Annotated in this window: 29 protein-coding genes; 13 read left to right on the plus strand and 16 right to left on the minus strand. The window is 71.2% G+C overall.

Annotated elements, in window-relative coordinates; genetic code table 11:
- Positions 1 to 51 precede the first annotated feature (51 nt).
- The 4 genes from WME75_RS11530 to arfB all read left to right on the plus strand — a co-directional run bounded on the left by WME75_RS11530 (position 52) and on the right by arfB (position 4,209).
- On the plus strand, positions 52 to 1,422 hold the full coding sequence (locus WME75_RS11530) for an ATP-binding protein (RefSeq protein WP_437489846.1): 1,371 nt from the start codon (positions 52 to 54) through the stop codon (positions 1,420 to 1,422).
- Between the two features lie 275 nt (positions 1,423 to 1,697).
- Positions 1,698 to 2,102, plus strand: coding sequence for a hypothetical protein (locus WME75_RS11535; RefSeq protein WP_437489848.1), 405 nt, complete (start codon positions 1,698 to 1,700; stop codon positions 2,100 to 2,102).
- Positions 2,103 to 2,217: 115 nt separating this feature from the next.
- Complete coding sequence (locus tag WME75_RS11540; RefSeq protein ID WP_437489850.1) at positions 2,218 to 3,726, plus strand: DUF1990 family protein; 1,509 nt, start codon at positions 2,218 to 2,220, stop codon at positions 3,724 to 3,726.
- A gap of 54 nt (positions 3,727 to 3,780) precedes the next feature.
- Positions 3,781 to 4,209: an alternative ribosome rescue aminoacyl-tRNA hydrolase ArfB gene (arfB, locus tag WME75_RS11545; protein ID WP_437489852.1), complete on the plus strand. Its 429-nt coding sequence runs from the start codon at positions 3,781 to 3,783 to the stop codon at positions 4,207 to 4,209.
- A gap of 9 nt (positions 4,210 to 4,218) precedes the next feature.
- Here the strand turns inward: arfB and WME75_RS11550 are convergent, their stop codons facing one another.
- From WME75_RS11550 to WME75_RS11575, 6 genes are all read right to left on the minus strand, one after another.
- Positions 4,219 to 5,199 (minus strand): Uma2 family endonuclease, encoded by a 981-nt coding sequence (locus WME75_RS11550; protein ID WP_437489854.1) that lies wholly within the window; start codon positions 5,197 to 5,199, stop codon positions 4,219 to 4,221.
- Positions 5,200 to 5,299: 100 nt separating this feature from the next.
- Positions 5,300 to 5,809 (minus strand): NUDIX hydrolase, encoded by a 510-nt coding sequence (locus WME75_RS11555; RefSeq protein ID WP_437489856.1) that lies wholly within the window; start codon positions 5,807 to 5,809, stop codon positions 5,300 to 5,302.
- A gap of 160 nt (positions 5,810 to 5,969) precedes the next feature.
- A complete protein-coding gene (locus tag WME75_RS11560) occupies positions 5,970 to 6,788 on the minus strand; it encodes a hypothetical protein (protein WP_437489857.1) in 819 nt (272 codons plus the stop codon).
- Between the two features lie 69 nt (positions 6,789 to 6,857).
- The gene (locus WME75_RS11565) at positions 6,858 to 7,904 is read right to left on the minus strand and encodes a nicotinamidase (protein ID WP_437489859.1); all 1,047 of its coding nucleotides are present in this window, start codon (positions 7,902 to 7,904) and stop codon (positions 6,858 to 6,860) included.
- A 60-nt stretch (positions 7,905 to 7,964) separates the two neighbouring features.
- The gene (locus WME75_RS11570; protein ID WP_437489860.1) at positions 7,965 to 9,890 is read right to left on the minus strand and encodes a hypothetical protein; all 1,926 of its coding nucleotides are present in this window, start codon (positions 9,888 to 9,890) and stop codon (positions 7,965 to 7,967) included.
- Positions 9,891 to 9,957: 67 nt separating this feature from the next.
- Entirely contained in the window at positions 9,958 to 10,821 is an 864-nt protein-coding gene (locus WME75_RS11575) for a protein phosphatase 2C domain-containing protein (protein ID WP_437489862.1), read from the minus strand.
- A gap of 411 nt (positions 10,822 to 11,232) precedes the next feature.
- On the opposite strand from WME75_RS11575, the gene WME75_RS11580 reads away from it, so the two are divergent.
- Positions 11,233 to 11,931 carry a DUF2238 domain-containing protein gene (locus WME75_RS11580; RefSeq protein WP_437489864.1) on the plus strand — a complete coding sequence of 233 codons (699 nt, stop codon included), beginning with the start codon at positions 11,233 to 11,235 and terminating at the stop codon, positions 11,929 to 11,931.
- 80 nt (positions 11,932 to 12,011) lie between these two features.
- On the opposite strand, the gene WME75_RS11585 is transcribed toward WME75_RS11580, so the two are convergent.
- Entirely contained in the window at positions 12,012 to 12,701 is a 690-nt protein-coding gene (locus tag WME75_RS11585) for an NUDIX hydrolase (RefSeq protein WP_437489865.1), read from the minus strand.
- 265 nt (positions 12,702 to 12,966) lie between these two features.
- On the opposite strand from WME75_RS11585, the gene WME75_RS11590 reads away from it, so the two are divergent.
- Positions 12,967 to 13,824 carry an STAS domain-containing protein gene (locus WME75_RS11590; RefSeq protein WP_437489867.1) on the plus strand — a complete coding sequence of 286 codons (858 nt, stop codon included), beginning with the start codon at positions 12,967 to 12,969 and terminating at the stop codon, positions 13,822 to 13,824.
- A gap of 62 nt (positions 13,825 to 13,886) precedes the next feature.
- On the opposite strand, the gene WME75_RS11595 is transcribed toward WME75_RS11590, so the two are convergent.
- Entirely contained in the window at positions 13,887 to 15,398 is a 1,512-nt protein-coding gene (locus tag WME75_RS11595; RefSeq protein ID WP_437489869.1) for a L,D-transpeptidase, read from the minus strand.
- A gap of 245 nt (positions 15,399 to 15,643) precedes the next feature.
- Here WME75_RS11595 and WME75_RS11600 point away from each other — a divergent pair, with 245 nt between their 5' ends.
- From WME75_RS11600 to WME75_RS11620, 5 genes are all read left to right on the plus strand, one after another.
- Positions 15,644 to 15,775, plus strand: coding sequence for a hypothetical protein (locus WME75_RS11600; RefSeq protein WP_437489870.1), 132 nt, complete (start codon positions 15,644 to 15,646; stop codon positions 15,773 to 15,775).
- 48 nt (positions 15,776 to 15,823) lie between these two features.
- Positions 15,824 to 16,333, plus strand: a complete 510-nt coding sequence (locus tag WME75_RS11605; RefSeq protein WP_437489872.1) for an RNA polymerase sigma factor — start codon at positions 15,824 to 15,826, stop codon at positions 16,331 to 16,333.
- Positions 16,323 to 16,871: a hypothetical protein gene (locus tag WME75_RS11610; protein ID WP_437489874.1), complete on the plus strand. Its 549-nt coding sequence runs from the start codon at positions 16,323 to 16,325 to the stop codon at positions 16,869 to 16,871. Before WME75_RS11605 ends, WME75_RS11610 begins: the two co-directional genes overlap by 11 nt.
- Positions 16,872 to 16,953: 82 nt before the next feature.
- The gene (locus WME75_RS11615) at positions 16,954 to 17,364 is read left to right on the plus strand and encodes a DUF2809 domain-containing protein (protein ID WP_437489875.1); all 411 of its coding nucleotides are present in this window, start codon (positions 16,954 to 16,956) and stop codon (positions 17,362 to 17,364) included.
- 95 nt (positions 17,365 to 17,459) lie between these two features.
- Positions 17,460 to 17,870: a GFA family protein gene (locus tag WME75_RS11620; protein ID WP_437489877.1), complete on the plus strand. Its 411-nt coding sequence runs from the start codon at positions 17,460 to 17,462 to the stop codon at positions 17,868 to 17,870.
- 16 nt (positions 17,871 to 17,886) lie between these two features.
- On the opposite strand, the gene WME75_RS11625 is transcribed toward WME75_RS11620, so the two are convergent.
- Entirely contained in the window at positions 17,887 to 18,309 is a 423-nt protein-coding gene (locus tag WME75_RS11625; protein WP_437489878.1) for a DUF4267 domain-containing protein, read from the minus strand.
- Between the two features lie 195 nt (positions 18,310 to 18,504).
- On the opposite strand from WME75_RS11625, the gene WME75_RS11630 reads away from it, so the two are divergent.
- A complete protein-coding gene (locus WME75_RS11630; RefSeq protein ID WP_437489880.1) occupies positions 18,505 to 19,500 on the plus strand; it encodes an AraC family transcriptional regulator in 996 nt (331 codons plus the stop codon).
- Positions 19,501 to 19,717: 217 nt separating this feature from the next.
- Here WME75_RS11630 and WME75_RS11635 read toward each other — a convergent pair whose 3' ends face one another.
- The 3 genes from WME75_RS11635 to WME75_RS11645 form a co-directional block, all read right to left on the minus strand.
- Positions 19,718 to 19,912: a hypothetical protein gene (locus WME75_RS11635; RefSeq protein WP_437489881.1), complete on the minus strand. Its 195-nt coding sequence runs from the start codon at positions 19,910 to 19,912 to the stop codon at positions 19,718 to 19,720.
- Positions 19,913 to 19,977: 65 nt separating this feature from the next.
- The gene (locus WME75_RS11640) at positions 19,978 to 20,679 is read right to left on the minus strand and encodes a hypothetical protein (protein ID WP_437489883.1); all 702 of its coding nucleotides are present in this window, start codon (positions 20,677 to 20,679) and stop codon (positions 19,978 to 19,980) included.
- 3 nt (positions 20,680 to 20,682) lie between these two features.
- A complete protein-coding gene (locus WME75_RS11645; protein ID WP_437489885.1) occupies positions 20,683 to 21,957 on the minus strand; it encodes an AAA family ATPase in 1,275 nt (424 codons plus the stop codon).
- A gap of 174 nt (positions 21,958 to 22,131) precedes the next feature.
- Between WME75_RS11645 and WME75_RS11650 the strand changes: the two genes are divergently transcribed.
- Complete coding sequence (locus tag WME75_RS11650) at positions 22,132 to 22,455, plus strand: hypothetical protein (protein WP_437489887.1); 324 nt, start codon at positions 22,132 to 22,134, stop codon at positions 22,453 to 22,455.
- Between the two features lie 376 nt (positions 22,456 to 22,831).
- Here the strand turns inward: WME75_RS11650 and trxA are convergent, their stop codons facing one another.
- The 4 genes from trxA to WME75_RS11670 form a co-directional block, all read right to left on the minus strand.
- Positions 22,832 to 23,233: a thioredoxin gene (gene trxA, locus WME75_RS11655; RefSeq protein ID WP_437489889.1), complete on the minus strand. Its 402-nt coding sequence runs from the start codon at positions 23,231 to 23,233 to the stop codon at positions 22,832 to 22,834.
- A 163-nt stretch (positions 23,234 to 23,396) separates the two neighbouring features.
- Positions 23,397 to 23,843: a hypothetical protein gene (locus tag WME75_RS11660; RefSeq protein ID WP_437489891.1), complete on the minus strand. Its 447-nt coding sequence runs from the start codon at positions 23,841 to 23,843 to the stop codon at positions 23,397 to 23,399.
- A gap of 6 nt (positions 23,844 to 23,849) precedes the next feature.
- On the minus strand, positions 23,850 to 24,239 hold the full coding sequence (locus tag WME75_RS11665) for a DUF4150 domain-containing protein (RefSeq protein ID WP_437489893.1): 390 nt from the start codon (positions 24,237 to 24,239) through the stop codon (positions 23,850 to 23,852).
- Positions 24,240 to 24,251: 12 nt separating this feature from the next.
- Positions 24,252 to 24,902, minus strand: coding sequence for a DUF3540 domain-containing protein (locus WME75_RS11670; protein ID WP_437489895.1), 651 nt, complete (start codon positions 24,900 to 24,902; stop codon positions 24,252 to 24,254).
- Positions 24,903 to 24,933: the final 31 nt, after the last annotated feature.

The raw sequence follows: 24,933 nt of genomic DNA on the forward strand, positions 1-24,933 counted from the left end.
ACCAAGGTCCCATGGCGGACCGCAGGGGGTGCGTGTCACAGAGTTTCCGTCATGGCAGCGCCTCGATCCCGCGCTCAGGTCGCTGAGGGTGTCCGAGGCGGCGAGGCGCTGGAACCGCGCGCCGACCCGCTGGCCTCGGGCTCCCGGCTGGCGCGCGCCCGCCCGCCGCTCGTCCTGCTGGTGGACGGCGATCCCGGCAGCCGCGCGCTGCTCTCGGCGGCCCTCGCGGGTCAGCCGTTCGACCTCGCGGAGGCCGGCGATGGGGAGGCGGCGCTGGAGCAGGTCCGGTGCGAGGAGCCCGATCTGGTCCTGCTCGACGCCGCGATGCCGGGCCTCTCCGGCTTCGAGATCTGCCGCCGCCTCAAGGAGGACCCGGCGACGCACGAGATCCCGGTCCTGTTCATGACCGTGCTCGCCGACTCGGCGGGCCGGGCGCGGGGGATCGAGCTCGGCGCGGTCGATTGCGTGACCCGGCCGTTCGTCCGCGAGGAGCTCGTGGCCCGCGTGCGGGCGCAGCTCGCCGCGCGCGCGGCGACGAGGGCGTTCTCGGAGATGCACGAGGAGCTCGCGCGCGCCCGGGCCTCGCTGGAGCTCGAGGTGGCGCGGCGGACGGAGGCGCTGCGCGCGGAGATCCGGCGCCTCGAGCGCAAGATCGAGCTGAGCCGGGCCGCCGAGAGCGAGGCGCAGCGGGCGCAGGAGGAGCTCGCGTGCCTGAACCGGGTGTCGGCGATGAGCGAGCTGGCGGTCTCGATCGCGCACGAGCTGAACCAGCCGCTCGCCGCGATCCTGAGCAACGCGCAGGCGGCGCAGCGGCTGCTCGCGCGGACCCCGCCCGATGTCGCCGAGGTGCGCGCCGCGCTCGACGACATGGTGGCGGACGACCACCGCGCCGCGAAGGTCATCCAGCGGATGCGCGCGAGGCTCCGCAAGGGCGAGCTCAGCGCGGCCGCGCTGGACCTGAACGAGCTCGTCCGCGAGGCGCGCCGGCTCCTGGCCGGCGCCGCCCTCCGCGCGGGCGCGACCCTGCGGATCGAGCTCGCGCCGGGCTTGCCGCGCGTCCGGGGCGACGGCGCCGAGCTGCAGCAGGTGCTCTGCAACCTGCTCGTCAACGCGTTCGATGCGGTCTCCAGCGGTCCGCCCGAGGTGCGCCGCGTGGTGGTCCGGACGCAGGTGGGCGGCGCAGGCCGCGTCGAGCTCTCGGTGGCGGACTCCGGCGAGGGGGTCCCGCCCGAGGATCTCGAGCGGATCTTCGAGCCGTTCGTCACGACGAAGGCCCGCGGGCTCGGCGTGGGCCTCGCGATCAGCCGCTCGATCGTCGAGGCGCACGGCGGCCGGCTGTGGGCCGAGCGCGGCCCCGGCGAGGGGGCGACGTTCCGCTGCGCGCTGCCGGCGTGGGACGAGGGCGCGCGCCCGGCAGGGTGATCCTGGCGCGTCGCGCCCGGCGCCGGGCGTTGCATGGAGCGCCCCCGGGATGAGCTGAGGCAGCTTGTCTCATCCGTGGCTGCCTGCCGCGGGCGAGCCTCCTCCGGAGGCGAGGTGATGGGCAGGCCGCGGCCCGACGAACTCTGTAAATCACCGTATTCACAAATGATTCCAGGTGCCCGCTCGCGGCGGCACCGTTCGTGTAACGGCCGCCTCCCACGCACCGGGCCCGGCCTTCGCGCCGGGTCCTTTTCAGCACAACGGAGGAGGTATCCATGACGCAGGCAAGCAATCCGAGGTGGTGGGATGAGCAGAGGACGTCCGGCTGGGAGCGCGTGAAGGAAGCGCTGCGCCGCGACTGGGAGCAGACCAAGGCGGACTTCACCAACAACAAGGGGCAGGAGCTCGACCAGGACGTCGACGACACGGTGAAGCAGGCGCTCGGCAAGCAGCCGATCCCGCCGCGCCACGTGCCGAACAGCGACTGGGACGAGGTCGAGCCGGGGCTGCGCTACGGCTGGGGCGCGGCGGGCCAGTACAGCGAGCACCGCGACTGGGACGATCGGGTCGAGAGCAAGCTCAGGGAGGAGTGGACCGATCTCAAGAGCGGTCGCACGTGGGACGAGGCGAAGGGCACCGTGCGGCGCGGGTGGGAGTCGGCGCGGCGCAAGGCGTCCTGAGCGGCGCGCGCAAGGGCGGCGGCCGGACCTGAGAGCCCCGGGCACGCTGCGGGCCGGGCCTGGCACGGCCGCCGCCTTTCGTTGGCCATCCGATGGATGCAAAGGAGAACGGGGAATGAAGGTTCTTGTGACCGGCGGCACAGGGGTGGTGGGCCCGGAGGTGGTGCGGCGACTCCTGCGGAGAGGGCACAGCGTCCGGCTCCTGTCGCGCCACGCGAGCGACGATCGCAGGTCGTTCGAGGGCGATGTCGAGGCGTTCGACGGCAACATCGGCGACGCCGCGTCGGTGCACGGCGCCGCCGAGGGGTGCGACGCGGTGATCCACCTGGCGGCCGTCGTCGCCGAGCGGCCGCCGGAGGTCACGTTCGAGAGCGTCAACGTCGAGGGCACACGCAACCTCGTCGCCGAGGCCGAGCGGGCACGCGTCCAGCGCCTCGTCTACGTCTCGTCGCTCGGCGCCGATCGCGGCGAGTCGGACTACCATCGCTCGAAGAAGCAAGGCGAGGAGATCTGCCGCACGTTCTCGCGCGAGTGGATCATCGTCCGCCCCGGCAATGTCTTCGGCCCGGGCGACGACCAGGTCTCGCTCCTGCTCAAGATGATGCGCACGCTGCCGGTCGTGCCGCTCGTCGGGAAGGGCGACGATCCGTTCCAGCCGATCTGGTGCGAGGACTGCGGCGAGGCGCTCGCCGCCGCGGTCGAGCGCGCCGACCTCGCAGGGCGCGAGCTCGACCTGGCGGGCCCGGAGGTGACCTCGATGAACAAGGTGCTCGACCGCTTCGAGGCCATGACCGACCGGCACCCGGCCCGGCTCCCGCTGCCGGCGTGGATCGAGTCGACCGGGGCGAAGCTCGCGGCGAAATTCGGCATCGAGACGCCCGTCAACGCCGACCAGATCACGATGGTGACCGAGGGCAACGTCATCCCCGAGGGGCGCGAGAACGCCCTCGACGTGCTCGGCGTCAAGGCGACACCCCTCGACGAGAGCCTGGCCAAGCTCGGCGACTCGCTGCCCGAGCAGCTCCCGTCCGAGGGGCTCGGCCCGATGCACCGCAAGATCTACAGCGCCGAGATCCGCGGGGCGCGCTTCGACGCCGAGGGGCTCATCGCGCTCGTGCGCGACGAGCTCCCGGAGCTGACCCCCCGCAAGACGGTCGTCGTCGGGGCCGAGCCCGAGAGCCCGACGCGCATCGCGCCGGGCGCGACGCTCACGATGGCCCTGCCGCTGCGCGGGCACGTCCAGGTGCGCGTCGAGGAGGTCTCGGCCCGCACGATCACCCTCGCCACCCTCGAGGGCCACCCGCTCGCCGGCGCCGTGCGCTTCCTGGCCGAGCCCACGCCCGGAGGCGACGGGGCGGTCCGGTTCGAGGTGCAGACGTGGAACCGCGCCTCGACCCTCGCCGACCTGCTGGTGATGGAGATCCTCGGCGGGGCGATCCAGACGTACACGTGGACCTCGCTCGTCGAGACCCTGATCGAGCGCAGCGGCGGCCGCGCCGAGAAGGGCGTCGAGGTGATCCGCGACGACCCCGACGAGCGCGAGGGCAAGGCGTTCGAGCGATGGCTGGAGGAGCTCATCCTCCGCCGCGTCCGGAGCGACGGCGCCGCCGCCCCGGCGTGCTAGGGGTCAGGCGCTCCGCGCGGCGCTCGTGCCCGCCGCAGAGCAGAGCGAGCCGCCGTGTCCCACCCCCTCGTCATCCACGATGCGCTGACCGCCCCGGCCGCGCTCCTCAGCTGGAGCGCCGTGCGCGCGTCGGGGCCCGGCGGCCAGAACGTCAACAAGGTCGCCTCCAAGGTCGAGCTGCGGTTCGACTTCGCCGCGTGGCCGGAGCTCGACGAGGGCGCCAAGACGCGGCTGCACGCGCTGGCGCATGGCCGGCTCGACGCCGAGGGGCGCCTGCTCATAGTAAGTCAGCTCACGCGTGATCAGCAGCGCAACCTGGACGATGCGCGCGAGAAGCTGCGCGCGCTGATCCTTCGCGCGCTCGTGGTGCCGGTGCTGCGGAGGCCGACGCGGCCGACGCGGGCGTCGAAGAGGAGGCGGCTCGACGAGAAGCGGCGCACGAGCGAGAAGAAGCACGTGCGCCGCAGCGGGGGGAGCGACTGACGGCGACCGTCAACGCTTGCGCCGGGAGCCCGCGACGACCTCGGCCGCCGTGGCCGCGGTGGCCGCGCGCTTGAGCCATCGCCGCAGCTGGGTCGGATCGTCGCAGCCGGCGATCGTGCGAGCCACCTTGGCCGGCACCACGACCCCGCGCGCTTGCAGCACCGTGGCGATCGCCTCCTGCGCCATCCTGACCTCGCCGAGCAGCGCGCCGCGCGCCTCGCCGAGCGCCTCGCCGAGCGCCGCGCCGCGCGCCTCGCCGAGCGCTACGCCGCGCGCCTCGCCGCGCGCCTCGCCAAGCGCCTCGCCGAGCGCCGCGCCGAGCGCCGCGCCGCGCGCCTCGCCTTCTGCGAGCGCCGCCTCGAGCGCGGGCACGCGCTTCTCGAGCAGCGCGCGGGCGACGGCGTCGTCCGAGGAGGTGGCGTCGAGCAGCGCCTGGATCGGCAGCGGGAGCACGAGGCATCGGTCCTCGATGACCGCATCCTTCGCGAGCGGCTGCCAGCCGTCGGTCTCGCGCGACCATTCCAGCACCCGGCGCTGCTTCACCAGGATGCAGAACACCCGCCGCACGCCCCGATCGATCAGCCGGCGCGCCTTGCTGGTCGGAACGGCGAGGGCCTGCTTGTCGCTGACCTCGAAGGCCAGCTCCTCCAGCCGCCGGTGGCCTCCGCGATCGGGCTTCTGCGAGAAGACGCTGGCGTCGGGCGCATAATCGCTGCCGTAGTCGGCCCGGGTGAGCATGTCGACGGCGCCCCGGTAGCCCGCGGCGACGTGGGCGCCGAGGACGTAGGTCAGATCGAAATGCTGCGTGGCGTGCGGCGCATCGGCCGGGGCGGCGAAGAGCTCGGCGCCGTCGAGGTACTCCACCCGCGTCTCGGGCGGGGCCAGCCGGTCGTCGACGTGCGGACGGGCCCTGCCGCTCGACGGCGCCTGGAGCGTGCGACCCGACGCGTCTGCGCCGGGCGCCAGGAGGACGTGTTCGTGCCTGCGCATGACCTCCAGCATAGCCCAGCCGGCGGCCGGCGGGGCTCGCAACGCGCTCGCAACGCCGAGGCGAGAGGCGGGCTCGCCGAGGTCGGGCGCGCGGCGCGGATCAGCGGTGCGCTCTCAGGCAGCCCAGCTCGTAAAGCCCCATCCACCCGACCTCCGGGTCGGTGCAGGCGCCCTCCCTGAGCTGCGCGACGAAGTCCTCGATCGGCTTCTCGATCACGTCGATGAACTCGGTCTCATCGAGCGCCTGCTCCCCCTGACGCACGCACTCCACGGCCAGGAACGCGTGTCGTTCGATGGTCGAGTAGGCGCACTCGAGCGGGCGTCCGAGCGGCAGGAGCCGTCCGGCGACATACCCCGTCTCCTCGAGCAGCTCGCGCGCCGCCGCGTCCTCCGGGGTCTCGCCCGGCTCGACGCCGCCGCCGGGGAGCTCGTCGAGGATCCTGTCGGGCCCGGGCCTGTACTGGCGCGCCAGGATCACCCGCTTCTCGCGGGAGAGGGCGAGGACGCAGACGACGCGCCCCTCCTTCTTCAGCGAGAACGTGCGGATCTGCCCGTCCGGGAGCTCGAAGGTGACATCCTCGATCCGCCGCCACGGCGAGTGCTGGGTCACGCGCCGCTCCACTGCTTTCCACCGCACGACCGTCATCGGAGACCACCTCGGATCGGAGCCCGGAGCGCTCCGGCGCCGCCGCGAGGAGGGGAGGCGCGCGGAGGGCCGCAGGGCGAGCACGGCTACCAGGCGTCACCGCGGACAGCAAGGGGAGGGGGAGTCATCCTCCGAAGCCGCCGGCGGCCGCCTTGGAGAACGACGCGCCGCCCTGGCTGGCGCGCACCGCCGACTGGGAGAACAGCGCGAACGCCTTGCGGATGTCGGCCGCGTCGCTCTTCGGCGTCAGGATCCAGCGGTCCTCGATGCCCATGTCGCGGAAGACGGCGCGGAAGTCGGTGTTCCCGTCGTCGATGCCGATCGCCGCCACGATGTGGGCCTCGGCCCGGCGCATGTCGCGGACGAGCGCGCACACGTCCTTGGCCTTGGCCCACGTCGAGCCCGCGTCGGCGCCGTCCGAGATGATCAGCGTGACGGTGCGCGCCGGGACGCCGCTCAGCGCGAACTCCTGCGCCTTCGCGATCACCGTTCCGAGGAGCACCACCGTCTGGTCGTAGAGCGGCGTGCCGAGCATGGGGTCGTAGTTCTTCGTATCCATCTTCAACGCCTGGGCGATCGGGCAATACGGATACAGCACCTCTCCGTTCAGGTAGCGGTTGTGCGCCAGGATGGAGTCGCGCTGCTTGGAGTCGGCCAGGGCGCCCACAACGAGGTTGTGCCCGTCGCGCACCGCCCGGGCGTTGCCGGCGAACTTGATGGAACCCGAGTCGTCGGGCATCACCGTGACCAGCACCACCTCCGACGACGCGACGTCGTCCACCTGCACGCCGAAGCCGGCCTGGATCTGGGCGCCCAGGTCGGTGATGTGCAGCGCCTGCATCGCCTCGGGCGAGAGCGCTCCCTCGTCCCGCGCGGCCTCGAACAGCTGCTCGATGTCGAGCGAGCCGCCGCCATTCATCGTCTTCCCGTTGTCCTTGCTCATGGTATCGGATCCTCCAGGGTCATGCGTTCCAGCGCGCGAAGCCGGGGCGGCCGGCCAGGCCGCGCGGCGCTAGACGAGCCAGCGCGCGACCGGGTCGGTGCTCTTCACGAGGTTCATGCCGGCGGCGGCGAACCGGCTCAGGGCCTTGTCCGCCTCGGCGGTGAAGTCGGCCACGAATCCCCCCTTGCCGTCGGGCACGGTGACCGGCGACATGCAGTCGGTCATCACGTAGATCTTCTTCGCGAGCGCGCGGTCGGTCAGCGCGACCTCGGTCAAGATGTCCTCGATCGAGCTGCGCACGCAGTGGCTCGAGGCCTGGCCGGCGATGATCACCGCGTCCGCGTGGAGCAGCGTCTTCAGGAAGAGCGTGCTCCGCTGCGCCAGCGGCTGGCCGTCGTGGCGCGTCAGCACCTCGGGCTGCATCACCGAGTAGTTCTCGGTGAGCGGGTTGCCGCCCTTGACCTCGACCCACGACTGCACCCCGCGCGCGAACGCGTGGAACATCCGCGCCTCGTGCACGACCCCCGCGAGCGCGTGGCCGTCGCTCCCGAGGATGCAGTGCGGCGGCCACAGGTAGAGCCTGTATTTGCCCGCCTTCTCGAGCTCCTCGCAGTAGTACCGGACCTGCTTCATCAGCCACGGATAGTTGCCGCCGCAGAGCCACTTCGCCACGGCCGGGTTCGGCCGCACCTCCCCCGCGTCGATCTGCGCCGTGGTGATCTCGCGGTACGCGCTGAGCGGCCGGTCCTCGCGATCCACCCAGAACGACGGGAAGAAGATCTGGTAAGCAAAATGGGTGTCCATGGTGACCGTCATGTTCGTGATGGACGCGAGGTTCCTGTAGATGAACTCGGCGATGCGGCGGCTGTCGTCGACCGCGCCCGTGCCGCTCCTGCCGGCGACGTACAGCGAGCCCTGCGGGAAGCAGAAGTCCTTCTGAACATCGATGAGCAGGAGGTGGATGTTCTGCGCGTCCGCGGCCGACGGCTTCATGCCGTGCGCCTTCCGCCACGCGGTGGCGGCGCCGTGGAGCGCCGTCTCGTCGGGGTGGTAGCCCCACCGCTCGGCGTTCCTCGGATCGTAGAAGGTGGGCAGCGGGAGCTCGGTCGTTTTCATGATCTCTCTCTCTCCTCTCAGGCGGCCCGCGAGCGCGGGCCGATCAGCTCAGCCATGGATTCACGCGATGCGAAGCAAGGTGATCGACTGCGCGTCGACGACGAACAGGCCCTCGGGCCCGACGAGCAGCCGGGAAGCCTGCGTGACGAACGGCTCGGTGCCGGGGAACTGCCGCGTCTCCACGAGCGCTCCCCCTCGGACCTCGACGCGGACGACGCCGCTGTCGGTGGCCGAGAGCAGGAACCCCGACGCCGCGCACTTGCCGGTGAGCGCACCGAGCCACGAGCCGCCTTCCCCCTCGCCGTCGGCCATCGCCTCGACCGCGCCGTCCTCGCCGACGACGAGGCACCGGTGCACCGTCCGGCCGGCCTGCTCGGCCGCGAGGAAGAGCCAGGCGCGCCCGCGGCCGGCGCGGGACGCCGCGCCCGGGCCCGCGTCGAACACGCACGTGGCCGAGGTGAGCTTGCCGCCGGGGAAAGGCAGCTTGACCGTGTCCTTGAGGCCCGGCCGCTCGGCGTCGAACACGAACGCGATCGAGACGTTCCCGGCGCGGTAGAAGCCGAGCCCGAAGCGGGGACCGACCCAGAACACGGTTTGCCCGGCGAGGACATCGCCCATCGGGACGGCGTCCGCCTCGCCCGACAGCGCGGCGGCGCCCGGCCTGCCGCTGCGCAGGAGCTGGCCGCCGCGCGTCCAGTAGCGGGCGCGCTCGCCCACGTCGAAGATGGGCCTCGTCCCGAGGCAGTCCACCTGGATCCGCTCGGGCGCCGCGTCCGGCGAGAGCACAACGAGCTCGCCGCCCCGGCCGATCAGCGTCGCCCTCCCGTGCACCGCGAACCGCATCGCGGGGTGAGGCGCGCCGGACATCACGAGCGATCCGTCCTCCCGCAGGAAACGCCCGCCCTCGTTCACGAGGTAAGAGAGCCCGCCCGGCCCGACCGACGCGGCGAGGATCACCCCGCGCGTGCTCAGGATCCGCGTCGCGAGCACCTCGCCGTGGACCACGGTCGACTCCTTCACCGCGGCCGGCGCGGCGCCCGCGCAGGTCGGGCAGGCAGGGCGCGCGTGCTCGACGCCGCACGACGGGCACCTCGTCCACGCGAGCGCCTCGATCAGCCGGCGCGGGAACACGCCGCGCTGGTCCTGGACGAAGACGCGGTACAGCGCGTCCAGGAGGTCGTCCGGCAGGACGCGGTAGGGGATCGCCGGCTTCGGATACCGCACCTCGCGGTCGAACACGGTGATGCGGCGGAGCGGCCTCGCGCACTCGGGCACGCGCGCCGACGCGGACCGCGGCCGGAAGACGCCGCCATAGGGCCCCACGCAGAGCAGGCTCTGCATGGCCATCACGGCGAACGCGTACCAGTCGGAGTCCGTCGAATACGGCCTCCCCAGCATCGGCCGGGGCAGGGAAGGGTCGCAGAGCAGCGGATCGACGAAGCGCTCGGTGAACACCTGACACAGGAACGGGCCGAACTGGAAGCTGTCGGCGTCGATGACGAACGCCTCGCCGCCGGCGACGAGGACGTTGAGATCGTTGAAGTCGCCGATCTCGACGCCCCGGCCGTGGATCGCCTCGACGGTCCTGTGGAGCCCCGCGAGCACCCCGGAGACCGCGGCCGACGAGAGCCCGCGGTGGCGCATCGACGGCTCGCCGTACCGCAGGAGCGGCTCCGCGCCGCGCACGAGGCGCATGGCGTAGCCCACGAGGCGCTTCCTCGCCTTGTCGGTCGCGAGCTCGACGGGCGCGATCACCTGGCCGGGCAGCGCGCCCGGAAAGGCGCGCAGCTTGTCCTGGTGGCGCTCGATTCGGTCCTGCGCCGCGCGCTGCTCGGCGTCCTGCCCGGCGTAATCCGGGTGATCGGGGGTCTTCCAGACCTTGAGCGCGCGGCCGTCGCCGAGGTCGAACACGTCCGCCTCTCCGCCCTTGCCGATCGAGGCCTTGGGGTCGAGTCGAACTCGCTTTGAACCAAGATACACGTCCACCTTCGCCTCCTCTGGGCGTTCGAGAACCCGCGCTATTCCCCGTCGTGACGCCGCGCAGGGCGGCGCCTCAGGCGCGCGCGCTATGCGCCCTTCGCACGACGATCAGGGTCGTGTCGTCGCGCAGCAGCCCGCCCTCGCGCTCCAGCCGCTCTTCCTTCCACACAGGCCGCGTCACCGTGCGGTTGATGAGCGCGAGCCGCCTCCTCACCGCGTCCGGGTTGCCGAAGGTGCGGTCGTCCTCCCAGAACCGCGAGAGCGGGCCGACCTCGCCGCCGCCGCCCGGGAGCTGCCGGGACGACGACTCCAGGAGATCGAGCGCGCCGTCGGTGCCGAGCAGGGCAGTCCGGAGGGCGCTCGACGGGAAGGCGCGGTGCACGGTGAAGCGCGGCGCCTCGCCGCCCGGCGGGCGATCGAGCAGACCGTACGCGAGGTACGGGGGCTCGTTCCTCGGGAAGGGGCCGAGCCGCAGGAGCTCGTCGCCGAGGGCGATCAGGCCGTCGCCGAGGGAGAACGCGCACGCCGTGTCCCCGGAGATCGCGAGGCCGACCGCGGTGAAGAGGAAGTAGGTCGACACGACCTCGGCGAGGCTCCCGCCCATGGCGCCGGCCATGGCCCGGAGCGGCGCGAGGGTCCCGAGCCGCACCTCTTCCCAGGTCTCCGGCGACGCGACGTCGGCGCCCCGCCGGAGCGCGCCGAGCACCTGCTCGGTCACGAGCCGGGCCCCGAGCGCCGCGCCCACCTCGCTGCGCGCGCCGCTGCCGCAGCCGTCGCAGACCACCGCGGCAAGACAGCCGCCCTCGGCCCGGAAGGCGTAGGCGTCCTGGTTGGGCCGCCCCACCGCGAGGTGGTCGGTCCCGGTCACGGTGCCGCCGGCGATCTCGAACGGCGAACCTCCTCCCACGTCCGTCAAGAAAGCGACCTCGCGAGACATGGACATCCCTTCTGCGCCCGGCGAGGGGGCGCTGCGGCCGGACATCGGCCCGTCTGAGCGCCACACGCGCGGCGCTCCCGGCGTCAGAGCTCCGCCATCGGCGCCGGCCCTGGGGGCCTGAACGCGGCGAGCATCCGACTGTTCGTGTTATCTATACACTAAGCTTAGTGTTCGATGTACACCTTGTCAACCCTGGGGGGGGGCGGAATGCGCGAGGCGCAGCGCCTGGGCGCCGTGCGCGGGCGCGCGTTGAAGGGGCTGCCTTCACCCACCGCCAGCCTGCGGGGCTCCTCCTCGTCGGCGTCACGGCGCTGGTCACGATCGCCGCGGGGACGGTACCGTGGGCGCGTCGCGGCGCCGCGAGGCTGACCGATCGACGGGAGGGGTAATGATCCGCAACCAGGAGAGCGCATGACCACCACGACCGATCTCTCGAAGCCCGAGCCGAGCTCCGACGCGCCCCGTACGACGGCGGAGCACGTGAAGCTCCCGCTCCTCCTGCTCGCCGTCCTCACGATCATCAGTATCGCCACGGTGTGGAGCCCCGCGGCCGGACGCACGAGCTGGATGCTCGAGGTGGGCCCCGGCCTCGCCGGCGTCGCCGTCCTGATCTGCGTCTACCGGCGCTTCCCGATGTCCCACATCGTCTACTGGGGTGTCTTCCTCCACATGCTGATCCTGATCTACGGCGGCTATTACACCTACGCGCTCACCCCGCTCGGCAGCTGGGCCAAAGAGGCCTTTGATCTGAGTCGCAACCATTACGATCGCGTCGGCCATATCGCGCTCGGCTTCTTCCCCGCGCTCACGATCCGCGAGGTGCTCCTTCGGCGGACGCCGCTCCGCCGCGGCGGCTGGCTGACCTTCCTCATCCTCTCGGTGGTCCTCGCGATCGCCGCTTTCTGGGAGCTCCTCGAGTGGTGGGTCACGCTGCTCGTCGCGTCCGACGTGGGGCAGGCCTTCCTCGGCTCGCAAGGCGACATCTGGGACGCGCAGTGGGACATGGTCCTCGCGCTGATCGGCGCGATGGTCGCGCTGCCGCTGCTCGGCGGGCTCCACGATCGCTCGATGGCGCGTGTCCCTGGGCTGACCGAAGGGGCGCCGCGTTGACCGCGGTCGGCGCTCCGCGATGAGCGCCCCCGTGCCGGCCGACGCCGCGTGGCGATCCCTTTCACGAGCACCGCACGCCCTCAGATCTCGAAGCTGAACCCGTCCTTCTCCAGCCGCTCGTACTTGCGCCTGTCGAACCGGTAGAGCCGCGCGGCGCGGTGGGCGACGTCCTGCTCGACCTCGTCGAGCTCCACGAGCAGCCCGGTGCCGAGCGCCTTCTTGCGGAAATTGCGCTTGTCGAGCGGGCGATCGAGGATCTTCTCGTAGAGCCGCTGGAGCTGCGACAGCGTGAACTTCGGCGGCAAGAGCTCGAACCCGACGGGCCGATACCGCACCTTGCCCTTGAGCCTCTCCAGCGCCATCGCGAAGATCTCCTCGTGATCGAAGGCGAGTCCCGGGGTGTCGTCCACCGAGAACCACGCGGCCTCGCGCGCGTCGGTCGCCGCCTTGACCCGGTGATCCCCGAGCTTGACCAGCGCGCAGTACGCCACCGAGACGACGCGCTCGCGCGGGTCGCGCCCGAGCGCGCCGAACGTGTAGAGCTGCTCCAGGAATACCCCCGAGAGCCCCGTCTCCTCCGCGAGCTCCCGCCGCGCGGCGTCGTCCAGCGCCTCGTCGACGCGCACGAAGCCGCCAGGGAGCGCCCACCTGCCGCGGAACGGCTCGAGCTCCCGCCGGATGAGCAGGACCTTCAGATCCTCCTCATCGAGGCCGAACACGACGCAATCCACCGTCAATGCCGCTCGTGGGTGCTCGTACGCGACGGACATCCGGACCTCCGTGGTACTTCTACACGAGGCTTAGTGTGTACCTTACACCATGTCAACCCGCGCCGCGCAGCGCCGGCTCTGCGGCGCGGGAGGCGCGCCGGCACGGGGGAGTCCATGTGTCGATTCCCGCACCGGACATCGCGTGTGAACAGGGCAGGCGGGTTCAGCGCGCTGTGCGATGTTTCCCCCGGTGGGTTCACGAAATTCGCCGGCCACGGTCGACAAGCGCTCGACGGCCAGCGCGCGCGCGGGATAGAAAGCTCTCATGGTGGGGGAAGAGAAAATGACCACGATGGGGGCGCTGACGAGGGAGGAGCTCGAGGCGAAGCTCCGTGAGGCGCAGGTGATCCTCCGCGCGATCCTCGACAACATGCCGATTACCGTGTGCATGTACGACCGCGAGGGCATCTTCACGTTCCATGACGGCAAGGGGTTGGAGGCCGTCGGCGTGAAGCCGGGGCAGTTCCTCGGGACGAGCGTGCTCGAGCTCTTCGCGAACGTGCCGGAGACCCTCGAGGTCAACCGGCAGGCGCTCGCGGGGAAGAGCGCGTACAACGTCTACGACGGGCACGGCACCGCCTGGGAGACATGGCACGTCCCGGTGCGCGACAGCAACGGGGAGCCCGACGGCATGCTCACCCTCAGCCTGGACGGCTCCATGGCGAAGCGGCGAGAGCAGGAGCTCCAGGCGAAGATCGATCTCATCGAGAAGCAGCAGAAGGTCATCCGCGATCTCTCGACGCCCATCATCGAGGTCTGGGACAAGGTGCTGACCCTGCCCATGGTGGGCGTGGTGGACAGCCTGAGGATCTCCGAGGTGATGGATAACCTGCTCTCGGCGATCGTGAACAAGAACGCTCGCTTCGCGATCCTCGACCTCACCGGCGTCGATGCGGTCGACACGCGGACCGCCGGATACCTCATCGAGATGATCAAGGCCATCCGGCTCCTCGGCGCGGAGGGGATCATCACCGGGATCCGGTCGAACGTGGCCCAGACGATGATCGCGCTCGGGCTCGACCTCTCCGGGGTCACGACCGTGGGCAACCTCCGCGCCGGCCTCAAGCTCTGCATGCGGCGCATGGCCGCCGAGCACGAGGCGGCCAGCGCGCCAGTGAAGTAGCGGCCCGCAGAGGCGCCCGCGAGGCGCGAGCGAGCGCGATACCCACGCTCGGGCCGCGGCGGTCAGCGGTGGATCACGAGGCGCGTCGACGGGTCCTTGCGCGTGACCTGGACCGCGTACCACCCCTCCGGCACGGGGGGATCGGTCCAGTGGAAGAGCCACTTCGCGTCGACCGGTGAGAGGTTCACGCACCCGCCGCTCTGCCCGTCTCCCCAGTTGTTGTGCCAGTACGCCGCGTGCAGGAGATACTTGCTGAAGAAGTGCTGGCTCCACGGCACCTCCGCCTCGATCCAGTCGTCCGCGTTGACGTGGGGCGTGATGAGCGTCTTCGTCACCCACTTGCGGTTGATGTGGTACTGGCCGAGCGGCGTCGTGGAGGGCGGCACGAACGGCTCGGGGCTCTCCGACCTCTCCGGCTCGTCAGCGCCGTTGCGCCCGGCCGAGATGAGCGTCGCGAAGACGGGCCGGTCGTCCTCGTACGCGATGAGCCAGCCGTCGAGCGCCGCGATCTCGATCCACGTGTTCCTCGGCCCCTCGGCCGGGGGAGCGGGCGCCTCGCCGCCGAGCTGGATCCGGCGTCCCCACGGGTTCCGCGACTTCCGCGGCTTGACGACCACCGCATCTCGCTCGAGCACCCAGCGCCCGTCGTCGCGGGTCTCGAGATAGGTCAGCTTGCCGGCCCGCTTCGATTGGCCCGTCAGCCCGACGCGGTCGAGGCGCTCCCACACGGCGTCCGTCTTCTCGAGCTGGTTGTCCTCGGTGAGGCGGTACTTGGGGCGCGGCTTGCGGCGAAAGAACGCGAGGGGGAGCCGCACGTCGGGGCCGAGGTGGACCCCCTCGAAGGTGGCCGGCTCATAGGGCTTCACCTTGTCCTTCGGCACGAACGTCAGATCCGACGCCCAGAGCCACGTCGCCCCGCCGGCCTCGACCTCCTTCGTCCATGCGACCGACGACCGCGGGCGGACCTGGATGTGCCGCAGATCGTGGATCCCCGCGGGCCACGCCGGCGCGTCGATGCCCTCGACGTTCAAGAGGCGCTTGAGCCCGAGCGACTCGCCGTAGAGGTACGGCAAGGGCTGATCGACCCGCGGGGCGTGGGCAAGCAGCGTCTTCAGCATGGGATCGGCCGCGTCCAGGGTGGCGCGCTCGCCGTCGACGCAGACGTACCCGCGCGGCTCCACGGCGTAGAACGCCGGGCAATCGCCGGCGCCCCGCAAGGGCTCGGGGCTCTTCAGGCGGACCGAGCCGCCGATCGAGAGATAGCCGATCCACTGGGCCTTCGGCCTCGGCGCGGACCGGATCCACACCTCGCGGCTCTTCGAGTACACGCGGGAGGGACCCGCCGGCGCCGCCTCCGCCGCGGGCGGGGCCTCGGCCGCCGGAGCCTCCGGCGGCTCGAGAGCGACGGCCGGCGCGACGGCGCCCGGTGGGCCGGCAGGGCGCCCGCTTTCGGGCTCTGCGACCGCGATGCCCGCGCTCCCGGCCGGGTCGGCGCCCGAGCCGGCGTCGTGCCGCGACGGCGTGCACCCGAGGCAGAGCACGCCGAGGGCAGCGAACCACGAGCGGCCGGACATAGGCACGGCACCCTAGCACGCCGAGCCTGCCCGGCAGAATGATCTGCCAACCAGGGAGCGCGAGCGCAATCGCTCGTACGCCGGGCGGGACGCGGCCACGACGGCCGGCGCGTGCATGGGTCCGGTCGCCGCGATCTCGGTCGCCGGGATTTCGATCGCGCGGGTGTCACGCTCGCCCCCGCTCGCGCCTAGAGCCGAGGAAGGCCGGCGAGGACAGCCGGCCGGAGAAGAAAAGGAGACCTCCCATGCGTCGTTGGCTCAAGGTGACCCTGTTCGCGGCCGTCCTCGCAATCCCGTCGATGGCCTATGCTGGCACGCAGCTCGCCGGCGGCTGTCCGTGCGCGGATTGTCCGTGTCCGGACTGCCCCTGCGGCTGAGGACCCAGCCCGTTGGAACTGCGCGCGCGATCGCTGCTCAACGCGTCGATGAGACGCCTCGCCGACGGCGATCGCGCGGCGTTCGAGCCTGTCTATGCCGCCCTCTGGCCGGCGATCAGCGCGTTCTGCCGCCGCATGCTCGGCGGCGGCGAAGCGGACGCGGAGGACGCGGCGCAGCAGGCGCTCCTCAAGGTGTTCGATCGCGCCAGCTCGTTCGACCCTGAAGCGGACGCGCTCACCTGGGCGCTCGCCATCGCGGCGTGGGAGTGCCGCACGGCGCGGCGGCGGCGGACCCGGTCGAGGGAGGCGCCGGACGAGCTCATCCCCTCGATCGCGGCCGACCTGCCCACGCCGGAGGACGCGGCGATCGCCCGGGATCTGGACGACGCGGCGCGCGAGGTGCTCGGCACGCTGGCCGAGGCGGATCGCGAGACGCTGAGGGCGACCCTGCTGGAGGGCGATCGCGATCCATCGGTATCGGGCGCGGCGTTCCGCAAGCGCCGCGAGCGCGCATTTGCCCGCCTCCGGGAGGCGTGGAGGAGGATCTATGGAACCTGAGGCGCTCGCCGGCCTGAAGGAGAGGGCCTATCGTGCGTACGAGCGCGGGAGGGCGCGACAGGCCGCCTGGGCGGCGTCCCCGACGATCGCCGTGGCGCTCGTCGCCTCGCTGATGAGCGACCGTCCGCTCACCACCGCGATCCTCGGCGCGGCGCTCTTCGTCGCCGCGGCGCTGCTGTCGTGGCGGGGGCGGGAGCTCGGGCGGGGCGTGCTCCCGGGGGTCGCGGCGGGGCTCGTGCCCTTCGCGACGGCGCACGCGGCGCGCGTTTACGGTCACCTGTGCACGCCGGAGGGGTGCGTTTCCATCTGCGTCCCTGCCTGCCTTCTGGGCGGGGTCGCCGCCGGCGTGGTGCTCGCGCGCGCGCTGCGCCGGTCGAACCGGCTCGGGGCCTCCTGGGCCTCGGCGTGCGGCGTCGCCGCCCTGACGGGCGCGCTCGGCTGCGCCTGCGTCGGCTTCGGCGGCGTGCTCGCCCTCGCGGCGGGGCTGCTCGCCGGCACCGCGCCGCTCGCGCTCCGGCCTGCGCGCGGCGGCGCGTGAGGTGGCGTATCGCGCTCGGCGAGCGCGACGTGCCGTATCGACGACCCCGCGGCCCGGGCTGGAGGGGTGTATGCTGGGCGCCGTGGAGGATACGGCGCACAGCCCGGGAGCTGCTCGCAAGCGCGTCGCGCTGGCCCTCCTCATCGTCGCGGTCATCCCCGTCGGCCTGATCGCCCGGTTCCACGGCGGTCCGGCCTGGCTGCGCAACGGCGCCGGCGCGGCGCTCTACGAGGTCGTGTGGATCGCCGCGGCGCAGCTCGTGTGGATCTCCGCCCGCACGCACCGGCTGGCGCTCGCGGTCCTCGCCGCGACGTGCGCCATCGAGCTGCTGCAGCTGAGCGAGCTGCCCTGGCTGTCGGCCGCGCGCAGCACCACCCCGGGGCGGCTCCTGCTCGGCGCGAACGGCGGATTCGATCCCGGCGACTTCGCGCTGTACGGCATCGGCTGCGTCCTTGGTTATGCGCTCTGCCGGCCGCTCCGGGCCTCCCGATGACGCAACGCCGCGGTGCGGCGGTGCGGCGGTTGCGCTGCGCGCCCGGAGGGACCAGGCTGGCGCTCGCGACATCCAGGGACAAGGAGGCGACGTCCATGACCGAGGCTCACCACACCGGCGGCTGCCTGTGCGGGGCGATCCGCTACCGCGCGCGCGGCGCGCCGGCGAGCGTCAATGTTTGCTATTGCAGCCAGTGCCGGCGCCAGACCGGCTCGCCCATGCCGTCGTTCGCCACCTATGCTGACGAGCAGCTCGATCTGCTCTCCGGCTCACCCGCGACCTATCGGTCGTCCACCTTCGCCGTCCGCCAGTTCTGCTCGACCTGCGGCTCGTCGCTGTTCTGGCGCCGTGACGGGACGCGGGAGCTCGACATCTTCCTGGGCACGATGGACCGGCCCGGCGACCTGCCGCCCCCCGCCTTCCAGCTCTGGACCGTGCACCGCGTGCCCTGGTTGCCCGCCATCCCGGGGGCCACCGACTACCGCGGCGACAAGACCTCCGGCTAGCCTGGATCCGCGCCGCTCAACGCTCCAGCGCCGCGTGCGGCTCCAGCACGGGGCGCGGCGTCCGCAGCATGACCACGGCGGCGACAACGCAGTAGACGACCGCGGAGCCGTGGACCATCAGCGCGTAGGGGATGCTGCAACGACCGCTCGTGCTCGTCACCAGGCAGTCGACGAGCGGCATCACGCTGGAGGCGAGGGTGACGACGCCGAGCGCCGTGCGCATCCGCAGCGCGAGCAGACCCACGAACATGAGGCCGATCCCGAGATCGCGGCCCGCCTTGATGTGGAGATAGACGGCGTCTCCGACGTCGAGGAGCGGGAGGCCGAAGCCCTGAGCGGCCGCCACCGGCTGGGCGAAGCCGCGCACCGCGAGGAACAGCATGAACGCGCTGCCCAGCGCGCCGAGGATGAACGACGGCGAGGTGGGCTTCCAGGACAACGATGGCTCCAAAGGTTCACGCTTCACGATCCGCCTCCTCCGATACGGCATCACCACCCTTGCGGTGCGCGAGCCGTTCGATGCGAGAGAAGTTGGGGATTGTCGCCGCCACGAGCCATCGCTCCGGCTCTCGATGTTTTGTCTGAAGCGCTCACGGCGCGATCGATCGGGAGAAGGCTGCTACCGTGGCGTTCAATGAACGAGGGCGCGGCGCACGATGTGCTGGGAAGGGTGCTGGAGCTGACGCACCTGCGCGGCCGGATCTACTGCCACTCGTCGGCGCGGGCGCCGTGGGGGCTCTGCGTCGATGCGTCCGCGGACGCGGTCTTCCACCTGATCACGGCCGGCACGTGCTGGCTCTTCCTCGGCGAGCAGCGGGTCGCGCTCGGGCCGGGCGACGTGGTGCTCCTGCCGCGCGGCAGCGCGCACGCGCTCGCCGATCACGCGCGGAGCCGGCGGATGCCGCTCGCGGCGTGGCTCGCGGCGCGCGGGACCGTCGACCACCGCATGCGCCTCGGCGACGGCCAGGGCGCGGAGACGGAGGTGCTCTGCGGGGTGTACGCGTTCGACGTCCCCGGCGCCCGCCACCCGGCGCTGCGCGTGCTGCCCGAGCTGGTCCACATCCCGGCGAAGAAGACGCGCGGAAGGCCCGATCTCGCCGAGACCATCGCCGGCCTGACGCGCGAGCACGATCGCGCGGATCTCGGCCAATCCCTGGTGGTGTCGCGGCTCCTCGACGTGCTCTTCGTGCAGCTCCTCCGCGCCTGGGTCGACGATCAGCCCGCCGGCGGCGCCGGCTGGCTGGGCGCGCTGCGCGATTCGCTCGTCGCCGCTGCGCTCTCGCGCCTCCACGAGGACCTCGCCGCGCCCTGGGACGTCGCGACGCTGGCGGCGAAGCTCGGGACCTCGCGGCCCACGCTGGCGCGCCGCTTCGTGGCCGAGGTGGGTCTCTCCCCGCTCGCGTACCTGACCCAGGCACGCATGCACGAGGCCGCGAGGTGGGTGCGCGAGACCGATCGACCGCTCACCGAGATCGCCGAGGCGGTGGGCTACACCTCGGTGTCCGCCTTCAACCGCGCCTTCCACCGCGAGCACGGGATGCCGCCCGGCGCGTTCCGCAAGCAGGGCGCCGCGCATGACCGGCGTGAGGCCGGCGACGACGCGCCGGCTGCGCCCTCCCTCTTCGAGTGAAGGGCGGGAGCACGCTCGACGCGTGCTCCCGCTCTGCGCCTCGGCGCACCGCCCACACCGTACCTTTCGCTTGCCCAAAGTGCTCGACGAGACAGTGCGGCTCGGCAAATCCTACCCGAAGGCTTGCGCAAATTCGGCGCTGGCTCGATGCTCGACGAAGTAGGCGCGCCGGGCCTCGTACTGGCGATGCCGAGCCTGCTCGACACGGAGATTCTGGCTAGCCTGCGCCGCCACGGGCTTCGGACCTCTGCACCAGCAAGGTCAGCCCGTCGGTCCAAGCGGCGCGCGCCGGCGTCCAGGAACCATCCTCCAGGCGTCGCGTCAGGATCTGAACCCACTCCTCGAGTGGTTGGTCGGCGGCATATATGAGGTGCGCCTCGACGTTGGATCCGAACCGCTCGTAAAGGATCATGCCGTCCTCCTTGGGGGGCCGACATTGTGCCAGCGGTCGTGGCGCCCAGCGAGCCCCCGGTCCGCTCACCCACCGTTTTCAGTAGGTCCAGGTCGGGAGCGGCCAGCCCCCAGAGAGTCCACGAACAGCCGCAGGCTTCGGTTGCGCTCGACGAACTTCTCCAAGTCTCGCAGCTTGCGGAAGGGCTTCGTCAGGGCGTATGCCTGATCATATTCCTTGAGCTGGAAGTGTCGCCTGCGATCCTTGTCGGACATCGTCTTGTTCAGCAGCTTCTGAAGCTGTGCCTTGGGATTGCCGTGCGTCGTGCTGTCCTTCGGCGAGAAGATCGTCAGCACCCAGGCCTCGGTCTCCTCGACGGCGACGGCGTGCCGCACGAGATCGCTCTCGCCCTCCAGCCAGCCGTCGATCTTATCGACCACGCGTTGCCTCAGGATCTCGGCGTAGCCCGGATCGTCGCGACGAGGCTTCTCGACGTCGTATCCCTTATCGTGGGCCTCGGCCGTGTCGATCTGGACCACGACAAGGATCTCCTCGTCGATGGCGTTGCCTACGAACTCGCGGATCCGCCTCCGCTCCACGCACTCGCGCTTCACGCGCCCCCAGCCGCCGCGCTGCGCCTCGTCCTGATCGTGGACGTCGGTCTCGTCCTGATCGTACTCGGGCCGGAGGAACTGGATGTCCTCGAAGTCGAGACCCAGCTTCCCCTTGAGGATGTTGACCAGAACGGCCAGATCCCCGCGCCCCTCGGCGATGAGCCCCACACGCACGGCTCAAAAGTTCCGTGGGATGCCGCCCAGGTGCCCGCGCACCCACAGCTCCGAGAGCTTGAGCTTCTGGCCATCCGGCTGCGGCTTGGCCTTGATCCGCTTGGTGAGGGTGTGCCCCTCGTCGTTGCGATAGACCACGAACAGGCGCTGCGCGTCGTCGTTGAGGTTGAGGCCGTCGAGGGTGGACGGGTTCTGGGTTGTGATCAGGGCCTGCTTGTCGTGCTTCACCGCGAGCTCGGCGAGCTGCTTCATGAGGTCGCGGCAGAGCTGGGGGTTGAGGGCGGTGTCGATGTTGTCGATGCCCAGGACTCGCGGCGTGCCCTCGCTTACCAACAGCGTCAGGTGGAACAGCACGTGGAGAACGCCCTCGTTGACGTTCTCTGCTGAGAAGATGTTGTTCTTCCGGCGCATGTGCTTGTCGTGAAAGTAGAGGATCGACTGGCTCTTGCCGAGTTTATGGCCTTCGTACTTAAGTTGATCCGTGGGATCCACCACGACGTCTTCCAACCAGGAGACACACTTGGCGCGCTTCAGCAGATCGGCCCATACGTCGGGCTTCAAGGTGGAGATCGCGTAGTCGAGCGTCTCGCCATAGATCCCGAGCGGGGTCCGACGGCTTACCGTCTGAAGGCCCCTTAAGGCGAGCGCGCTGGCATTGTAGATGGCAAAGTCCCCCAGGATCTCACCGAGCAGAGCGTGGCGGCCTACCTCATCTACAGCCGAAAATAAGGCTTTGAAAAAATCCTTTAGGTCAGTCGGCTCAAGCACGGTAGCAAAATCTGCCGCGAGGTTCTTCTTCAGCTCGGCATCTTTGTTCTCGGCGACGAAGCGATCAAAGCGTTCCATCGCGTCAGCCAGAACTCGCGTCCGCTCCTTTGCATCGGGGCCAGAACCCAGCTTGACCGTTTTCCTTCCGCTACCCCTCTTCTCAGACCATTTGACCTCACCAGCAGAGCCCTCCTCAGCTACAATCCGCAGCCTTCGGTATAAGTGCCCGCCAGAGGGATCAGCATCGAACCCGCACTCGATCACGATCTCCTTCCCTCGATTACCCGGGAACGAGCTCCGCATAATCGACGGCTTGGCGACCCGCATCCCCCGGTTGAACAGCTCCTCGACGCTGAGCTTGTCGGTCAGGGCCGCCCCTGCCATGGCCACAGCCTCGAGGATGTTCGTCTTGCCGCAGCCGTTCTCCCCGATGAAGACGTTGATCCGCCCGAGCTCGATCGTATGGTCGAGGATCGACTTGTAGTTCTTGATCTTCAGCTCGCGGATCATCTTCAGCGCTCGGGCTACGCATACCCGTGCCCCCCGCCTTCGGCAACCCCGCGCGTCGTCGGGCGAGGGCGGCGAGCGGGAGGCCGCGCGCGCCAGCGCCGAAGGCTGGCACGGCGCCTGGGCGGAGCAGGGGCGTCCTGCACGATCGGCCGCGGCGGCAACGGCGGCGGCGGGATGGGAGGGCCGTCGATCGGCACCGCCTACATGGACGAGGATCGGGTCATCCTTGAGGACGTCACCTTCGCGATCGGCGCTCCGGGCACGGGCGGCGCGACCTACACGGGGGACAGCGAGGCGGCCGACGACGGCTTCGCCGCCGAGAAGTACCGCTTCACGCCGTGCGCGCGGCCGGCGCCGTCCCCGTCGGGCGCGTTCGCGACGCGGCAGCTGACCGGGGGGAGCGGTAGCCGCGCCTATTCCGGCGAGCGGATGCCGACGGGTCTCCGCCGGATGACGACAGGCTCCACCTCGGATGACGATGAACCCCCCGTCGGATGACGACGGGTACCCGCCTCGATGACGACGTCTCCGGCGGGATGACGAGGGCTCGCCGCCCGATGCCGACGGGGGTCGGCCGGATGCCGATGGGTTCCGGCCGCATGCCGGCGGGCCTCAGCTTCGATGCGGATGTCTCCAGCCCCGGTGACGATGGCTCCCAGGCGGATGACGACGACATCCACCTCAGATGACGACGGCCCCCTCTCGGAATGACGACGCCCTCCGCCGCGATGCCGACGGCCTCGCGCGCCGCGTGGTTTACCGTTGCGCCAGTCGTCCGCCGACGAGATCCGTGACTTGGGCGAGGGCGTGAACACCCGGGTCTGCGGTCCGGAGGTTCGCGCCGCGTTCCTCCCGACCGCCGGCCGCGCGTCGCTCAGGGCCCCTCGGCCGCCTGGCCTCCCTCGGCCGCGCTCTTCGCCTCTTCCTCGGCGATCTTCGCGCGCACCTCGTTCATGTCGAGCGAGCGCACCTTCTCGATCACCTGATCGAGCGCCGACGCGGGCAAGGAGCCCGCCTCCGCGAACAGGAGGACCTTCTCGCGGAAGATGAACAGCGTCGGGATCGACCGGATGTTGAAGGCCTGGGCCAGGTCCTTCTGGTCGTCGGTGTTGATCTTCCCGAACACGATGTCTGCGTGCTTCTCGGAGGCCTTCTCGAAGACGGGCCCGAAGACCCGGCAGGGGCCGCACCAGGGCGCCCACCAGTCGACGAGGACGATATCGTTCGACTCGACCGTCTGCTCGAAATTCTCCGCGCTGAGCTCTCGGGTACTCATCCGCGGAGCATAGCCCCGAAACCCACCCATGTCGCCGAGCGAGCGGCCGATCGCGCCGCGCCCGCGCCTCCGCCGCCGCGCGCAGGCCGGAGCGCGAGCGCACCGACTCTGCCGGATGTCGTCTCCCGCTGACTTCCCGCTGACTCCGCTGCTCCCGCCGCGCTCAGGGCGCGTTGCAGACCATGATCTGCTCGATCGCCTCGACGAGGAGGTGCTCGACGCGGTCGGGCCCGACGTCCGCGGCGCGGGCGAACCGCTCCAGATCGAACGGCGTGGGGTTGACCTCGAGGTAGGCGAGGATCTGGAGCGGGTAGCCGGTCCAGCGGATGACGCAGAAGCCGACAACGTTGCGGCTCGCCTTGGCGTCGCGCAGACCGAGGGCGAGCTCGATGCTCGGCGTGTCGTGCCCCTCGTCGATCACGATGCGCGGCGCGTGGCCCGCCTTCCGGAGCTCGGCGGCGAGCTCCTCCATCGGAGGGCGCAGCACGCGCTCGCGTAAATCATCGAATTCGCTCAGAAAATCGACCTCCGCCGGGGCGCGCGCCGCCTCGATGCGCCGCGCGTAGCGGGCCGTGAGGCGCTCGATGCGGAGCCGGTTGTGCTCTTTCATGGGCGGCTACGGGGCGAGGAGCAGCACCTTGACCTGGCTCGGGACGAGGCTGACGCCGGGCGCGTTGACGGAGTTCTGCATCGTGATGCTCGTCATCCGAGTGGCGGGCGCGCCGCCCACGAGCACCGTGAACGCCGCCGTGACGTGCCGCGAGGGGCCCATCACCGTGTGCGAGACGACGCCCGTCTCCAGGCCGGCGTTGTCGCCGTTCGTCAGCGGCACCTGCGTCATCATGTTGTGCGCCGGCGTGCACATGAAAAGCACGTTGTAGACCGCCGGCACCCCCATCGGCTGCGCCGCCAGGTTGGGGTAGGGCACCGGCAGGTGCGCCGGCGGCGTCAGGCACACGTCCGGCCCGCCCAGGGCCATGCCTCCCATCTGCGTGTTCGCGAACATCGGTGCCTCCTGTCAGCCGAGGTGGATCTGCCCACCGTCGATCTTTGTCAGCTCGCCGCTCGAGATGAGCGTCGCCTGCGCCTTGATGTTGACCGCGGCCTTCGCGGTGACCTCGTAGTACTGCGTCCGCACCTGCTCCGACTCGGCGATGAACCGGTAGGCCCGGTCGAGCCGCTGCACCCAGCGGTCCGCGATCGACTCGACCGACCGCGCGACCGTCTTCACGCGGTCCACCTGCGCGACAAGCCGCTCGCCCACATACGTCATCGCCCCGACGGCGAGCGACGCCTCGCTCGCGGCGACGCGGACCTTGCCCGCGGCCACCGAGGCCTCGGCCGGCGTGACGAGGCGCACGCCCTCGCCCGCGGCGATCGTGACGCGCCCGCCCGGGGCGCTCACCTCCAGGTCCCCCTCGGCCACGAGGCGCGTCGGCGCGTCGCCCTCGCGGTCGAGCACCGCGAGCACGTGGCACCCCGCGTCGTGCAGCGCGACGAGCACCCGGTCGCCGAGCGCCGGCTCGACAAGGCAGCTCACCGCGCGCTTCGCCACGTAATCGCCCGACCCGACGCGCACCTGGAACGACCGGTCCACCGCCCCGAGGACCGTACCGACCTCCTGGATCGCGAAGGTCTCCACCCGTTGTCTGGCCAGATTGTCTCGCATGGTCTCGTTCTCCTGCTGTCGGGAGGGGGAT

Origin of the sequence: Sorangium sp. So ce1014, from assembly GCF_051521505.1 — a bacterium.
Taxonomy (GTDB): domain Bacteria; phylum Myxococcota_A; class Polyangia; order Polyangiales; family Polyangiaceae; genus Sorangium.